This window comes from Mesorhizobium sp. M8A.F.Ca.ET.218.01.1.1, assembly GCF_004791165.1.
Classification (GTDB): domain Bacteria; phylum Pseudomonadota; class Alphaproteobacteria; order Rhizobiales; family Rhizobiaceae; genus Mesorhizobium.
Map to the genome: position 1 here is coordinate 1,193,999 of NZ_SRUZ01000001.1, position 14,653 is coordinate 1,208,651.

Consider the following 14,653-nt stretch of genomic DNA (forward strand, 5'->3'; position numbering starts at 1 on the left):
ATTGGTATTTTATTGGTATTATCCGCCCGGAGGAGAAATCGCGTGAAATTCGTGCTCGGTATCGATGGCGGCGGCACCAGCTGCAGGGCCGCCCTGGCAACAGTCGACGGCGCCGTCATCGGCCGCGCCAAAAGCGGCGCCGCCAACATCCGCACCGACCTCACCGGCGCCCGCTCGAACATCGTCGATGCGGCGCGGCAGGCCTTCATCGCCGCCGGGCAGGACCCGGACCTGATCCCGCAAACACCCGCCATTCTCGGACTTGCGGGCGCCAATGTCGGAACCTATCGGCAGCAGCTCGAAGCGATCCTGCCGTTCAGCACCAGCCGCGTCGAGACCGACGCCGAGATCGCGCTCGAGGGCGCTGTCGGTTCCGGTGACGGCGCGATGGCGATCCTGGGCACCGGCACAGCCTATATGGCGCGCAAGAATGGCAAATCGCGCGCCATTGGCGGCTGGGGGTTCCAGGTCGGCGACCAGGGCAGCGGCGCCCGCATCGGCCGCGACCTGCTTGAACAGACACTGCTCGCGCATGATGGCGTGCGCCAGGCCTCGCCGCTGACCGACAGCATGATGGCCGTTTTCCGCAACAATCCCGAGGACGTGGTCGAGTTTACCACCAACGCCAAACCGGGCGATTTCGGCGGCTTCGCGCCGAAAGTGTTCGAGCACGCGCAAAAAGGCGACATCGTCGCCAACTGGATCCTCGACAAGGCGGTCGCCGATGTCGAGGCATCGCTCGGCGCGCTCGACCTCGCGGCCGGCGCGCCGCTCTGCCTGCTCGGCGGGCTGGCGCCGCTCTATGCGCCGCGCTTGTCGGCACGCTACCGCGCCCTGCTGAAGGAACCGCTCGACGATGCGCTAGGCGGTGCCGTTCAGATGGCGGCGCGTCTGTTCGCCAGGACGGAGGCCGCACGATGAGCGATGCCGCCGACCAGATCTTCGCCGCGCTCAAACAATCCTCGCAAAGCGGTGCGCCGCTTTACCTGCAATTGCGCAAAAGCATCGAGGACGCGGTCAATCGCGGCCTGATCGGCCCGGGTGACGCGCTGCCGTCCGAGCGCGACATCGCCACCAAGGCCGACATTTCGCGCGTCACCGTGCGCAAGGCGGTGCAGGACCTGGTCAAGGGCGGCATCCTCGTCCAGCGCCATGGCTCCGGCACTTTCGTAGCGCCGCGCATGGAACGCGTCGAGCAGTCGCTGTCGCGGCTCACCTCCTTCACCGAGGACATGGCGCGGCGCGGCATGGCGGTGCGCTCCGCCTGGCTTGATCGGGGGCTCTACGCGCCCTCGCCCGACGAGATGATGGTGCTCGGCCTGTCGTCGAACGAGCTGGTGGCGCGCGTCGCGCGCCTGCGCATCGCCAACGACACGCCGCTGGCGATCGAACGTGCTTCGCTGTCGGCCAGCGTGCTGCCCGATCCGGCCGGCATCGGTTCCTCGCTCTACGCGGCACTGGAACTGACCGGCAACCGGCCGGTGCGCGCCGTGCAGCGTATCTCCGCCGCCAATCTCGGCGAGGGCGATGCGCGCCTGCTCGAAGTGCCGCCGGGTATTGCCGGCCTGCACATCGAGCGTATTTCCTATCTGGCGAGCGGCAAGGTGATCGAATTCACTCGCTCCATCTACCGGGGCGACGCCTATGATTTCGTCGCCGAACTGCGGCTGACAGGGCCGAGCGAAGAGGGCCGACCATGATCTCCAACACCACCCATATGCAGCGCGAGATCGAGGAAATCCCGCAAGCCGTCGCCCGCCTGCTCGACGGCTCCGGCGCGGTGCTGGCCGAAGCCGGGCGCGGCATCAGGGAACGCGACCCGCATTTCGTCGTCACCGTGGCGCGTGGCTCGTCCGACCATGCCGCCACCTTCATGAAATATGCCGTCGAACTGACCGCGGGCCTTGCCGTCGCCTCGGTCGGCCCCTCCATCGCCTCGATCTATGGCCGCAAGTTGCGGCTTGACGGCTCGGCGTGTCTCGCGATCTCGCAGTCGGGCAAGAGCCCCGACATCGTCGCCATGGCCGAAACCGCACGGACCGGCGGCGCCCTGACCATCGCCGTCACCAACACCGCCGATTCGCCGCTCGCGCGCGCCTCGGACTATGCGATCGACATCCTCGCCGGCCCCGAGCGCAGCGTCGCGGCTACCAAGACCTTCATCAACTCCGCCGTTGCCGGTCTTGCCTTGATGGCGCATTCGACCGGCGACGAAGCGCTCCTCGCGGCACTTGCCCGCCTGCCCGAGCATTTCGGCAAGGCGATCGCCTGCGACTGGATGAGCGTGCTCTCCGAAACGATCGAGAAGCAGAAGTCGTTGTTCATTCTCGGCCGCGGCCCGTCGGCGGCGATGGCCAACGAGGCGGCGCTGAAGTTCAAGGAGACCTGCGGCATGCATGCCGAGGCCTATAGCGCGGCTGAAGTCATGCATGGCCCGCTGGCGCTGATCGGCCCCGACTTTCCGGTGCTGGCGCTGGCCGCGCGCGACGCGTCCGAGCCCTCCGTCGCCGAAGCCGCCGACAGCCTGGCGGCCAAGGGCGCGCCGGTGTTCGTCACCTCGGCACTCGCCAATCGCGCCACGCGCCTGCCGCATGTCGCCACCGGTCATCCGCTGACCGATCCGCTGACGCTGATCGTCTCCTTCTACATGTTCGTCGAGGCCTTTGCCCGCCATCGCGACCTCGACCCGGACGCGCCGCGCAACCTTCGCAAGGTGACGGAGACCGTATGAGCGATCGTTTTGCCCTGACCGGAGCCCGCATTTTCGACGGCGACGACTGGCATGAAGGTGCCGCCCTTGTCGTGCGCGACGGCCTTGTCGAGGCCATGCTGCCGCAAGGCGCACTTCCCGGGGATATCCGCGCCATCGACACCGGCGGCGGCATGCTGGTGCCGGGCTTCGTCGATATCCAGGTCAATGGCGGCGGCGGGGTGATGCTCAACGACCATCCCGATGTCGCCTCGATCGAAACCATCTGCCGCGCGCATGCGCCGTTCGGCACGACGGCACTGCTGCCGACGCTGATCACCGACACGCCCGCGATCACCGCTGCAGCCATCGCCGCCGGCGAAGCCGCAGCGCTGCAAAAGGTGCCGGGCTTTCTAGGCCTGCATCTGGAAGGGCCGCATCTCTCGATCGCCCGCAAGGGCGCGCATGATCCGGCGCTGATCCGGCCGATGACGGACGCCGACCAGGTCATGTTGATGGCGGCGCGCCGGAAGCTGCCGGTGCTGCTCACCACGATCGCGCCGGAATCCGTCGACCCGGCCCGCGTCACCACCCTGGCCAAGGCCGGAATCGTCGTCAGCCTCGGCCATTCGGATACGGGCCATGCCACGGCAAAAGCCTTCGCCGAGGCCGGCGCCAGTGTCGTCACCCACCTGTTCAACGCGATGAGCCAGATCGGCAACCGCGAGCCCGGACTGGCGGGGGCCGCCCTCGACATCGGGACCTTGTCCGCCGGCCTGATCGCCGACGGCATCCATGTCCATCCGGCGACGATCAGGATCGCTCTCGATGCCAAGCAGGGGCCGGGCAGGATCGTGCTGGTCACCGACGCGATGGCGACGATCGGCACCGACATGACGTCGTTCACCCTCAATGGCCGCACCATCTACCGCAAGGATGGGAGCCTGCGGCTTGCCGACGGCACGCTGGCCGGCGCCGACCTCGACATGATCTCGGCTATCCGGTTCATGCACCGCACCGTCGGACTCGAGCTATCCGAAGCCTTGCGCATGGCTTCGCTCTATCCGGCGCAGGCGATCGGCCAGTCGCACCGGCTTGGCCGCTTCGCCAATGGCACGGCGGCGGACATCGTTGCGCTGTCGGGCGATCTTGGCATAGGAAGCGTCTGGATCGGCGGCGACAAGGTGTTCGAGGCTGCCGCTTCCCGCTGAGCGAGAGGGCATGCAGACAATCGATTGTGTCGTCGCCGGAGCAGGCGTCGTCGGCCTTGCCGTCGCCAGGGCGCTTGCCTTGTCGGGCCGCGAGGTGGTGGTGATCGAAAAGGCCGACGCGATCGGCACCGTCACCAGTTCACGCAATTCGGAAGTGATCCATGCCGGGCTCTATTATGCGCCCGGCAGCCTGAAGGCCCGGCTCTGCCTCGAAGGCCGCCGGCTTCTCTACGCCTACTGCGCCGAACACAATATCGGCCATCGCCGCCCCGGCAAGCTGATCGTCGCCAGCGAGCCAGGCCAGGCGGACGGGCTGCGGGCGATCGCGGCCAATGCCAGGCGCTGCGGGGTCGACGATCTTGAGTTTTTGACACGCGGCGAGGCCGAGCGCCTGGAACCGGCGCTGAGCTGCGCCTCCGCGCTGCTGTCGCCGTCGACCGGCATCATAGACAGCCATGCGCTGATGCTGTCGCTGCGCGGCGACGCCGAGGCATCAGGCGCATCCCTGGCTTTCCTCACTTGCGTTGCCGGCGCGACGACCGAAGCCGGCCGGATCCGGATCGACACGCGCGATGCCAATGGCGAGACCTTCGCCTTGGAGGCCGGCGCTTTCATCAACGCAGCGGGCCTCGATGCGCAGGCGGTGGCCGGCCGGATCGAGGGTTTTCCAAGGGACCTCATCCCCCGGCAGTGGCTGGCGCGCGGCAATTACTTCGCGCTTCCCGGGCAGTCGCCCTTTTCGCGGCTGATCTATCCGGTTCCGGTCGAGGGCGGTCTCGGCGTCCATCTGACGCTCGACCTTGCCGGCAATGCGCGCTTTGGTCCCGACGTCGAATGGATCGACAGCGTGGATTACACGGTCGACCCCGAGCGAAGCACTGTCTTCTACGAGGCGATCCGCAGCTATTGGCCTGATCTTGCCGATCATGCCCTGCAGCCGGCCTATGCCGGCATCAGGCCGAAGCTGTCCGGCCCGGGCCAGGCTTCAGCCGATTTCATGATCCAGGGTCCAGCCGATCATGGCGCGGGCCGGATCGTCAATCTGTACGGCATCGAGAGCCCCGGCCTGACGGCGAGCCTGGCGATCGCCGACCATGTCGTCGAACTCTTGTACACAAGCTGAACCGGCGTCCTCGCCGGGGCGGGTTTCTGCCTAGCCGGCCTTGGCGGAGACATAGAGATCCTTGTAGCTGTCGCGAAGCAAGTTCTTCTGTACCTTGCCCATCGTGTTGCGCGGCAGTTCGTCGACAAAGATCACCCGTTTCGGGTGCTTGTACTTCGCCATGCGGCCGGCGATGGCGTCGAGGATTTCGGCCGCGGTGATACGCGAAGCGGGCGAGCGCACGATGACAGCGGTGACGCCTTCGCCGAAGTCCGGATGGGCAAGGCCGATGACGGCGCTTTCCAGGACGCCGTCGAGCGCGTCTATCTCGCTTTCGAGCTCCTTCGGATAGACGTTGTAACCGCCTGAGATGATCAGGTCCTTGCCGCGACCGACAATATGGACATAGCCGTCGGCATCGATGGTGCCGAGATCGCCAGTGATGAAGAAGCCGTCGGCGCGAAATTCCGCCCTGGTCTTTTCCGGCATGCGCCAGTAGCCGCCGAACACGTTCGGCCCCTTGACCTCGATCATGCCGACCTCGCCCTGGGCAAGCGGCTTGCCGGTGTCGGGATCGGCGATGCGCAGCGACACGCCGGGCAAGGGGAAGCCGACCGTGCCGGCGCGCCGCTCGCCCTCATAGGGATTGGAGGTGTTCATGTTGGTCTCGGTCATGCCGTAGCGCTCGAGGATGGCGTGGCCGGTACGCTCGCGCCATGCCTTGTGCGTTTCGGCCAGCAACGGCGCAGAACCGGATACGAACAGGCGGATGGTCTTCGCAGCCTCGCGATCCAGCCCCTCCTGCTGCAACAGCCTGGTATAGAAGGTCGGCACGCCCATCAGGGCGGTGGCGCGCGGCAGCAGCGAGACGACGCGGCCGGCGTCGAATTTCTGCTCAAACAGCATCGAGGCGCCGGCCATCAGGACGACATTGGTGGCGACGAACAGGCCGTGCGTATGGAAGATCGGCAGCGCGTGGATCAGCACGTCATCCCCGGTGAAGCGCCATTGCTCGACCAGGACCCGGGCATTCGAGGCGAGATTCTCGTGGCTGAGCATGGCGCCTTTCGAGCGGCCGGTCGTTCCCGACGTGTAGAGGATCGCCGCAAGGTCGTCCGCGCCGCGCTCGACATCATGGAAATCGGAGGACTGCCGCGATGCCTGGTCCGCAAGGGATCCCTCGCCATTGCGGTCGAGCGTGACCACGACGGCACCGGACGGCTCGACCATCCCACGGATATCCGCCGACCGCGCCGGATCGCAGACAATCACCCGGGGTGCCGCATCGTCGAAGAAATAGCCGAGCTCGGCCAGCGTATAGGCGGTGTTGAGTGGCAGGAAGACGGCGCCGGCGCGCACGCAGGCGAGATAGAGCAAAACCATCTCCGGGCTCTTCTCGACCTGCACGGCAACCCGGTCGCCGGGCGCGACATCCATTTGCAGCAGCGCATGCGCGAGCTGCGCCGATCGCGCCAGCATGTCGCCATAGGTGAGCGTGCGGCCATCATCGGTTTCCATCAACGGATGCCCAGGCGAGGGCATCCGGGACCGGAATGCATCGAACAGATGATTGCTCATGAAATCTTCCTGGAGTGACGCAATTGTGGGTGACGGCAATGTCGACGCCGGCCGCGGGTCGGCACGCGGCGAAGCGTTCGCGTTTCCCGGCCCGGCCGTCAAGGCCGCAAACGGCTGCCCGGCGTCTACCGAAAAGATTCGAGAGATGGGACAGCGGAGCGCGACGGTCAGACAGCCGTCAACGCTGGGCGCGCTGACCCGGACCGGCGGCGGCCTTTGGCGTCTCGCCTTGCTTGAAGCGTTCCATGCACATGGCGGCGGTCAGCTGGTAGTGATCGATCAGGGCCTGGACGGCGCCGTCCGCATTTCCGTCCAGCGCATTTTCAGCAATGAGCCGGTGTTCGGCGAAATCGTCGCGCTGGACGCTCTCGCCGTCATTGGCCATCTGGCGATAGCGGTAGGCGTGATCGGAAAGCTGGTCGCAGAAGCCCACCAGCCAGTGCGACCGGCAGGCCGAGATCAGCACCCGGTGGAAGGTGCGGTGCAATTTCTCCCAGTCCGGATTGAGCGACGAGCTGCTTTGCGGCAAAAGACGTGAGGCACGCCCCAGGCGATGCAGCGCCAGCACCAATTGTTCTTCCCATTCGGCGGTGCGGTGGGCAATGGATTCGCGCAGCGCCCGCTCCTCGAGCCAGCAACGGGTGCGCGTCAGCTCCTCGAGTTCGGCCGCAGTGACCGGCATGATGAAGAAGCCGCGCTGGTCATGGCGGCCGAGGAGACCTTCGGAGGCAAGGCGATTGAGGGCTTCACGAACCGGAGAGGCGCCGGCGCCATACTTGGAAACGACCCACTCGACGCGCAGCTTGCTTTCGGTTTCCAGGGCGCCGGCGAGAAGATCATCACGCAATTGATGATAGACCGTGCTGGCAAGCGTACTCTTGGCTCCGGGCCCGTCGTCGTTCAGATTGGCAACTCCGTATGTCAAAAGCGACTCCTTGTCCCCAACTGTCGTCTTGGGCAATTCGAGTCCGAAAATTCCCCTTCTGTACCAGTACCATACAGCGCCACGCTCCAGCCGCTCAAGCAGAAGATCGCGCTATTGTACTTTAGAACAAAGAAATATACCCAATCCGCACGCCGATCGCGGGAATTCGAATATCTCTACAACCAGTGGAAACTTAACGTGTTTTGTATGCACGCACAAACATCTGTTTCTCCTGTGCCCGTGCGAGCATCTTTTCTGTCGCGCGCAAAGACAAGGAACAACGCGCCGAATCAGGCCTCCCGGGCGGCCTGATTCGGGCGTGCCTACGCTGAAGGGTGGTGATCGCACAAAGCCGGCGTGTTGGAATTGAAGCCGGATGACCGCGCTGTGTTAGCCGGCAGCCTTGTCGGCCGCGGTCCTGATCGCTTCGATATTGGCGCGGTAAGCCTCGACGCTGCCGCCCTTGAAGATGGCAGCACCCGCCACCAGCACGTCGGCGCCGGCCGATGTGACCAACGGGGCTGTTTCCGGCGAGACCCCGCCGTCGATCTCGATGCGGATCGGCCGGTCGCCGATCAGTGCCTTGACCCTTCTCACCTTGTCGATGATCCCCGGGATGAAGGCCTGGCCGCCGAAGCCCGGATTGACGGTCATGATCAGGATCAGATCGAGCCGGTCGAGCACATATTCGATCATTGTTTCGGGCGTCGCCGGATTGAGCGAGACGCCGGCCTTCTTGCCGAGGTTCCTGATGGTCTGCAGCGAGCGGTCGAGATGCGGCCCGGCCTCGGCATGCACCGTCATGCCGTCGCAGCCGGCCTCGGCGAAGGCGGCGAGGTAGGGATCGGCGGGCGCGATCATCAGGTGGCAGTCGAAAAAGGCCTTGGTGCGGTTGCGGATCGCCTTGATGACAGGCGGGCCGAAGGTGATGTTGGGCACGAAATGCCCGTCCATCACGTCGAGATGGATCCAGTCGGCACCTGCCGCCGCCACCGCCTCGACCTCGTCGCCGAGCTTCGAGAAATCCGATGCCAGCACCGACGGTGCGATCAAGGTTTTTTTGCTCATCTCGTGGCCTTTCCGGGCGTCCTTTTCATACGGGCGCTCCGAACCGACTGCCTAAAGCGCTCCTGGCGACTTGTCGAGGGCGCAAGCACGGCGGTTCCACAGGCAGGGGTAACGTCGCGGCGCGCGTTGGTCCTGGGCGGCCAATCACCGCCTGCGCGGGTCATGAAGAAAAACCCGCCGGATTGCTCCGGCGGGTTCTCGTTTGGCGTCGCGCAGATGGCTATTGCTGCTGGAGCTTCAGGACCCTGTTAGGAACCGGATCCTGTTGCTGGTCGATCTGCTGCCTGCGCTGCGGCAGCAATTGCAGCAGTTGGCCCGGATCGAGCTCCAGCGACGGCTGCCCGCGTATCGGCCGGCAGTTCGGATACCGCCCGATCGTACCCTCCGGGCAGTGTCGCCTGAAGATCGGCTGGCACTGGCCGTTGACCATCTGCGAGCCCGGCGCGCATTCGCTCTCTTGCCTGGGCTTGCGGCATGCGCCGTCGATCACCTCGGTCCCACGCGGACAGACGCATTCGCCGCGCTTGTTGTGGACTTGGCCGCGTATGTCGCACTGCTGGAGCACTGGACCTGGTCGACGACATGCGTTGCCCTGCACCTCGGTACCCCTCGGGCAGACGCAATTGCCGTTGGCGTCGTGGACCTGGCCACGGATGGTGCACTGGTCAGGCTGCGGCCGGACCGGGCGGCAGGCTCCGTCGCGCACCTCGGTGCCTTGCGGGCAGACGCAGTCCCCGTCCGCATTGTGGACCTGGCCACGGATGGTGCACTGCTCGGGCTTCGGCCGGACCGGACGGCAGGCGCCATTGCGCAGCTCGGTGCCTTGCGGACAGACACAGTCGCCATCGGCATTGCGGAACTGGCCAGGGATGCGGCACTGCTGCGGTTTTGGCCGGATCTGACGGCAGGCGCCGTCCCGCACCTCGGTGCCGCGCGGGCAGACGCAGTAGCCGTCGGCGTCGTGGACCTGACCACGGATGGTGCACTGCTCGGGCCTGTCGGTCCTGACGCATTTTCCGTTCTCCAGCTCCGTGCCGCGCGGACAGACGCAGCGTCCGTCCTCGGTGCGGATCTGGCCTTCGAGCAGCACGCAGCGCGGTGGCGGTGGCAACGGAAGAACGTTGGTGCCGCCGCCCGTGCACTGGCCGTTGCGGAAGGTGGTGCCTTCCGGGCAGACACAGCGGCCGGCGTCGTTCATGACAAAGCCCGGCGAGCACTCGTTCTTCACCTCATGCGTGATGATGAAGGGATGGCACGCATAGGCCTTGCCGCGATCGCCCTGGACGTTGGTCGCATCCTTGGACAGCACATCGCCGCCGCCCTGCACACGTGTGTCGGGAGAGAGCACGCCAACGCAGTTCTGGCCATTGACGTTGCCCTGCAGGTTGGCAAGACGCCCATCGTCGGGGATGACCACCGTCACACGGTGCGACTGGCTTTCGCCGGCGCCGAGCGTCAGGTTGGCGATGCAGGAGGCCGGCAAGGTCGTCGGCTCCGGCGAGCAGCCGAAAGGCGGGTCGATCGAGGTGATCGCAACACCTTCCAGCCGGCCAAGCCCTTCCACGCCGATCGCATCGCCGATGCGGACCGGACCCGAGAAGGGGCTCGTCCCGTCATTTGTGATGGTGATGTCGAACGAGCAGGGCTGGCCGACGCGGCATTCGCGGTCGCCGGTCTTTTCGACACGGATCGTCGAAGGACCGCCGCCCTTGGCGCAGGCCTGGCCGATCGGATAGACGACATCGTCGCCCTGCGCCGGCCCGTAGGAGCCGCGCGCGCAGTTCTCGAACTCGCCATTGGCCGAGACCGTCACGTCAAAGTGCCTGGAGGTTCCGGGCGTCATGACGGCGCCTGGTATCTGGCACGACAACGCGTTGGCCGGAACCGGCCCGCACGCCCATTCCGCGCCGTCGGGGGTGACGGTCTGGATCTGCACGGGCGCTCCGCCCGACACCAGCGTGGCGGCATCGTTGACCCGCACCGGACCGGTGGGGGCAGCGGTGCCGACGCTGCTAACGGTGATGCGGCAGGAAACCAGCGCCGCGCCGGCGAGCGAACCGCTGCACACCTTGGTGATGCGCAAGGTCGGCTGGCCGCCATTGGGATGGCGGATGCGTTCCTTGGCGCAGGCCTTGTTGTTGGTGAGGTCGACCTCACCGGGGACGGCCTTCACCTCGGCGCAGTTCTCGATCGTGTCGGACCGGTAGCCGGCCGGCACGACCGCCTTGACGAAGATCGGCGTCGAGGCGCCCGCCGGCAGCGAGATGGCGGGATTGTCGCAGCGGAACTGGCCGGGGCCGTTCGGGCCGCATGTCCAGGGCGGGCTCGGCCCGAAGGTCGAGGATGTCGGCGCGCCGCTTGGGTAGTTGTCGATCACCGTCAGCGGCCCGTTATAGGTCGATGTGCCGTTGTTGATGATGTCGATGATGAAGGTGCAGACGCCATCGGCGGTGCAGATTTCGGTGCGGGCACGCTTCTTGAGGATCAGGTCGACCTTCTTCTCGACCGGCGGCTGGCACTCCGGGTTGCGGTCGCCGCGGCGGCAGATCGGGATCGAGGCACAGCCACGGTCATTGGCCTGGCTGCCGAACAGCGGCTTGCCGCTGGCGCCGTAATTGTAGGTGGCGCAGTTGCGCAGCACGCTGCCTTGCCAGCCTCCGGCCGGCTTGAAGCCGAGCTTGAGGTCGACAAAGGCCCCCGGATTGAGCGTGGTCACCGGATAGGTGCACGTCATCGGGGTGGTACCCGGCGCGCAGACCCAGGGCGGATTGGGCCCTGAATCGAGCGTCGAGCCGGCCGGCAGCGTCACCTCGTCGAGCACGATCTTGCCGTTGTAGGGCGCGGTGCCGACATTGGTGACCCGGATGGTGAAGACGCAGCCGCCACCCATCGTGCAACGTGTGACATCTGCATGCTTTTCAACCTTGAGGTCCGGCTCCTTGTCCTTGGGCGGGCACCTCTGGTCGCGCGGGATGATGATGTCGATGGTTTGCGTGCAGCACAGGCCCCAACCTTCCTTCGGTCCGGCATAGGTCTCGATGCCGGTGACGATGAGATGGATGACGTCACCGGGTGAAGCGCCGACGATCTTCCAGTCGAGCACCCCGCCGCCCACCGGCACTTTCTGGGTGTCGGGGATGATGGTGATGCCTGGTGAGGTCGTCGAAACCTGCACCCACTTACCGCCCATCTCCGGGCCGACAGGCATGTGATAGATGAAGGCGCCGCCGCCGGGCACGCAGTCGACCGTGCCGCGCTCGACCTTGAAGCATTCGTGGTCGGTTGGAGGCGGAGGTTGCCTGTCGCATTTGGTGAGGTCGATCCGGATCGAGGTCTTTTCGCCGGTCGCGATGTTGCCGTCATCCGGCTTGCCCGGATCCTGCGACGGGATGAGGGTACCCGTGCCGGGGCCCGAGGTAACCTTGATCAGGCCCTGGTTGTCGACATTGACCGGCGCCGGAAACGCGGCGTGGTCGATCTTGGCCGTAATGCGGAAAGTGATGACGCGTTCGTTCGGTGCGCCCGAGCCATCGAGATCGCTGGCGGAAATCCGGAAATCGGAAACCGTTGCGGTGTCGTTGGGGCCGGCCGAATTGCTGATGACAGCACTCGGCAAGGCCCCGCCCGATGCATCGGTGCCGTCGCCGGAGACCGTCACGTTGACGATCGAAAGACCGTGCGGAAGCTGGTCCTTGAAGTCGAGCTTGGCTTTCTTCAGCGCCGCCTCGAGGCCCGGATTGGCAAAACCTTGCGGATTGCCGCGCAGCCCGAAGGTTAAGGTGTAGAAGACATAGTCGCAGCTGCGCTGGCCACCGGTCTTGGTGAAGAACGGCACGACACGTCCGGGTTCCGGGTTGATGATGCGCGGATTGTCGAGCTGCAGCGGCTGCACATCGGGGCTGGTGACAGCCTGGACGGTCTGGGCGGCGGATGCCGGCAGCGCGGGCGCAAGGGCGACCGCGATACCGGCCGCCATCAGCCAGCGCGCACCGCGCCTGGCATATGACAGGGGTTTCATGATCGTCTCCATGACGGTTTTTTGCGTTTTGGTCGCGAGCGGGGATGGGGCAAGAATGGTCATCTTTGCCTCCTCAACGTTCGCAGCTGACGGCTGGGGTGCGGAGCGGCAAGGTCATCTTGCAGCAAGGGTAGTAGCCACCCTTGTCCTTATCGGACTTCCTGTAGAAGCACAGCCCGACATCCACTCTGTCGCCCGGATAGTGGCCGGTGATGTCGATCGTGTACGGCTCGCCTGGCGCATGCGACATGGGTGATGTCACCCCGACGCCTGGCGTCCTGGACTGGACCTTGATCGAATCGCCGCCGAAGCCGGCATGGTCATGGAGATAGAGATCGGCCTCGAGGCCGCGCGGCGTGCAGTAGAATTGCACGTCCTCGACATCGAGACACGGAGGCAGATTGCCGGGCGGTGGGAAGTCCGGCGGGTAGAAGGGAGGCTCATAGCCGCCCGGTATTTCCTCGTAATAGCCGGCACGGCCCTCGCAGGGATGCCAGACGGCGACGTCGCCGACATGGCCTTCCACTTCGGGATCCTCGAAATAGCCGTCGAAATCGACGAACCAGGAGCCGAAGGGCGGCACGTTGGCCGGCTTGACCAGGTCCTTGGGCGTGATCTGCACGCCATGGACCGCAAGCGGCCCGCCAGCCGCGAGTTTTTCGGCAAGCTCGGGGTTGTCGCGCAATTTGTCGCCGGTGTTGACCAAGGTCTGGGTGCAGACCGAGGTGTCGAGATTGCCGTCGGCATCGTAGCCATATTGCAGGTCGAGACCGCCGGCCGACTGCCTGTTGCCTTGCGGGAAGCCGACAGCATATTCCTGCGGCGCTTCGACCCAGACCGATTCCGTCGAGGGATCGTCGGGATACTCTCTGAAGTAGCGGATTACCTCGCCCTTGCCGGAATCGGCGAAGCGGCTGTAGTCATAGCGGTTTTCGACAGGGCCGCGCTGGGCGAGATACATGAAGCCGCTGTTGTCGAAGGTAATGTCGGTGACGGCGTAGTCCTTGTCGGCCTTGACCGTCAGTTCCCAGCGCGGATCGCCGGCGAAGGTGCCGTCGCGGGCAATGCCCACAGACCAGATTTCCGACTTTTCGCCAACCGAATAATAGAGCCGGCCGCCATGATAGGAGACGGCCCAGACGCGGCGCTCATCCTGGGTGTAGCCCCAGCTGTCGGGGTCTTCGGTGTCGAAGGCCGCGCCCTGTATGTCCATTATAGCGCCATCGTCGGCGACCGGGGCCAGCCCATGCGCTGGGCGGCCGGCGACACCGTGGTCGAAAGTGTCGATCAGTCTGCCGTTGGCGTCGATGCGATGGATGAGGCCGGTGTCGAGATCGGAGGCGAAGAACTGGCGGTGGACGGGATCGAAGGTGAGATTGCCGATGCCAGGACCGCTGTTGGTGTCGATATCGGCGAATTTGGCGACCTGGCCGGTAATGCCGTCGATCTTCCAGATGGTGCCCGGTCCGCCGCCGTTTTCGGTGCCGAACTGGCCATTCATGAAGGTGGCGCCCGCCGTGCCGCGGCGCTGCCGCTCCGGCCTGCCGTCCTTGTCGGCGTCCGGCGTGACGATCTCGACGCCATGCAGCGAGGTGGCGGCGGCATAGAGGTTGGGAATGCCGGACGGCACACCGTCGCGCACGCCGTCATCATAGGTGAGGCCGAACACCTCACCGATCTGGCCTGCGGTCACCTCGAAAGGCGGCGGCGTGAAGACGAGCTGGCCGGAGGCCGGACCGCCCAGGTGCGAAACGTCGAACACGCGCAAGGTGGCGCGCGAGGTGTCTATGAAGGTCTCGTCGACCGGATCGACGCCGGGCGGCAGTCCCTCGTCGAAATTGGGGATGATGGTGCCGGGAAAGCCGGTGACCGCCATCGAGCCGGGATAAATGATCTGGGTTTCCTGCGCCCTGGCCGCGCCGCCCAGCCACAGGCTGGCGGCAAGCGCGAGAGCCAGCAAGCCTGTGGCCTGCAAGGCACCGCGCAAGCGGCCGTCTAACTCTGAAGAAGGCACGAACGAGCCGCGGATGCGAGACATGACACTACCCCCGTAGTCCAGGGG

At 65.7% G+C, this 14,653-nt stretch carries 10 protein-coding genes; 5 read left to right on the forward strand and 5 right to left on the reverse strand.

Features of this window, described 5'->3' with window-relative positions; genetic code table 11:
* Positions 1 to 42 precede the first annotated feature (42 nt).
* From EN861_RS05765 to EN861_RS05785, 5 genes are read left to right on the forward strand one after another with little or no spacing between them, the layout of a single operon-like run.
* Positions 43 to 921 (forward strand): N-acetylglucosamine kinase, encoded by an 879-nt coding sequence (locus EN861_RS05765; protein WP_127871132.1) that lies wholly within the window; start codon positions 43 to 45, stop codon positions 919 to 921.
* The gene (locus EN861_RS05770; RefSeq protein ID WP_127275351.1) at positions 918 to 1,700 is read left to right on the forward strand and encodes a GntR family transcriptional regulator; all 783 of its coding nucleotides are present in this window, start codon (positions 918 to 920) and stop codon (positions 1,698 to 1,700) included. Before EN861_RS05765 ends, EN861_RS05770 begins: the two co-directional genes overlap by 4 nt.
* Positions 1,697 to 2,731, forward strand: coding sequence for an SIS domain-containing protein (locus EN861_RS05775; RefSeq protein WP_135862827.1), 1,035 nt, complete (start codon positions 1,697 to 1,699; stop codon positions 2,729 to 2,731). The genes EN861_RS05770 and EN861_RS05775 overlap by 4 nt, the downstream gene beginning before the upstream one ends.
* Complete coding sequence (gene nagA / locus EN861_RS05780; protein ID WP_135862829.1) at positions 2,728 to 3,900, forward strand: N-acetylglucosamine-6-phosphate deacetylase; 1,173 nt, start codon at positions 2,728 to 2,730, stop codon at positions 3,898 to 3,900. Before EN861_RS05775 ends, nagA begins: the two co-directional genes overlap by 4 nt.
* 10 nt (positions 3,901 to 3,910) lie before the next feature.
* Positions 3,911 to 5,023 carry an NAD(P)/FAD-dependent oxidoreductase gene (locus EN861_RS05785; protein WP_135862831.1) on the forward strand — a complete coding sequence of 371 codons (1,113 nt, stop codon included), beginning with the start codon at positions 3,911 to 3,913 and terminating at the stop codon, positions 5,021 to 5,023.
* Between the two features lie 30 nt (positions 5,024 to 5,053).
* Here EN861_RS05785 and EN861_RS05790 read toward each other — a convergent pair whose 3' ends face one another.
* From EN861_RS05790 to EN861_RS05810, 5 genes are all read right to left on the reverse strand, one after another.
* Positions 5,054 to 6,580 (reverse strand): malonyl-CoA synthase, encoded by a 1,527-nt coding sequence (locus EN861_RS05790; protein WP_135862833.1) that lies wholly within the window; start codon positions 6,578 to 6,580, stop codon positions 5,054 to 5,056.
* A 178-nt stretch (positions 6,581 to 6,758) separates the two neighbouring features.
* Positions 6,759 to 7,505 carry a GntR family transcriptional regulator gene (locus tag EN861_RS05795; RefSeq protein WP_127275346.1) on the reverse strand — a complete coding sequence of 249 codons (747 nt, stop codon included), beginning with the start codon at positions 7,503 to 7,505 and terminating at the stop codon, positions 6,759 to 6,761.
* Between the two features lie 390 nt (positions 7,506 to 7,895).
* Positions 7,896 to 8,573, reverse strand: coding sequence for a ribulose-phosphate 3-epimerase (rpe, locus tag EN861_RS05800; RefSeq protein ID WP_127871127.1), 678 nt, complete (start codon positions 8,571 to 8,573; stop codon positions 7,896 to 7,898).
* 220 nt (positions 8,574 to 8,793) lie between these two features.
* The gene (locus EN861_RS05805) at positions 8,794 to 12,654 is read right to left on the reverse strand and encodes a DUF11 domain-containing protein (protein WP_135862835.1); all 3,861 of its coding nucleotides are present in this window, start codon (positions 12,652 to 12,654) and stop codon (positions 8,794 to 8,796) included.
* A gap of 10 nt (positions 12,655 to 12,664) precedes the next feature.
* The gene (locus tag EN861_RS05810) at positions 12,665 to 14,629 is read right to left on the reverse strand and encodes a hypothetical protein (RefSeq protein ID WP_135862837.1); all 1,965 of its coding nucleotides are present in this window, start codon (positions 14,627 to 14,629) and stop codon (positions 12,665 to 12,667) included.
* Positions 14,630 to 14,653 lie beyond the last annotated feature (24 nt).

Coding starts and splice junctions, on each gene's coding strand:
- EN861_RS05805 (WP_135862835.1), bottom strand. CDS start 12,654: ATGACCATTCTTGCCCCATCCCCGCTCGCGACCAAAACGCAAAAAACC.
- rpe (WP_127871127.1), bottom strand. CDS start 8,573: ATGAGCAAAAAAACCTTGATCGCACCGTCGGTGCTGGCATCGGATTTC.
- EN861_RS05770 (WP_127275351.1), top strand. CDS start 918: ATGAGCGATGCCGCCGACCAGATCTTCGCCGCGCTCAAACAATCCTCG.
- EN861_RS05785 (WP_135862831.1), top strand. CDS start 3,911: ATGCAGACAATCGATTGTGTCGTCGCCGGAGCAGGCGTCGTCGGCCTT.
- EN861_RS05790 (WP_135862833.1), bottom strand. CDS start 6,580: ATGAGCAATCATCTGTTCGATGCATTCCGGTCCCGGATGCCCTCGCCT.
- EN861_RS05810 (WP_135862837.1), bottom strand. CDS start 14,629: ATGTCTCGCATCCGCGGCTCGTTCGTGCCTTCTTCAGAGTTAGACGGC.
- nagA (WP_135862829.1), top strand. CDS start 2,728: ATGAGCGATCGTTTTGCCCTGACCGGAGCCCGCATTTTCGACGGCGAC.
- EN861_RS05775 (WP_135862827.1), top strand. CDS start 1,697: ATGATCTCCAACACCACCCATATGCAGCGCGAGATCGAGGAAATCCCG.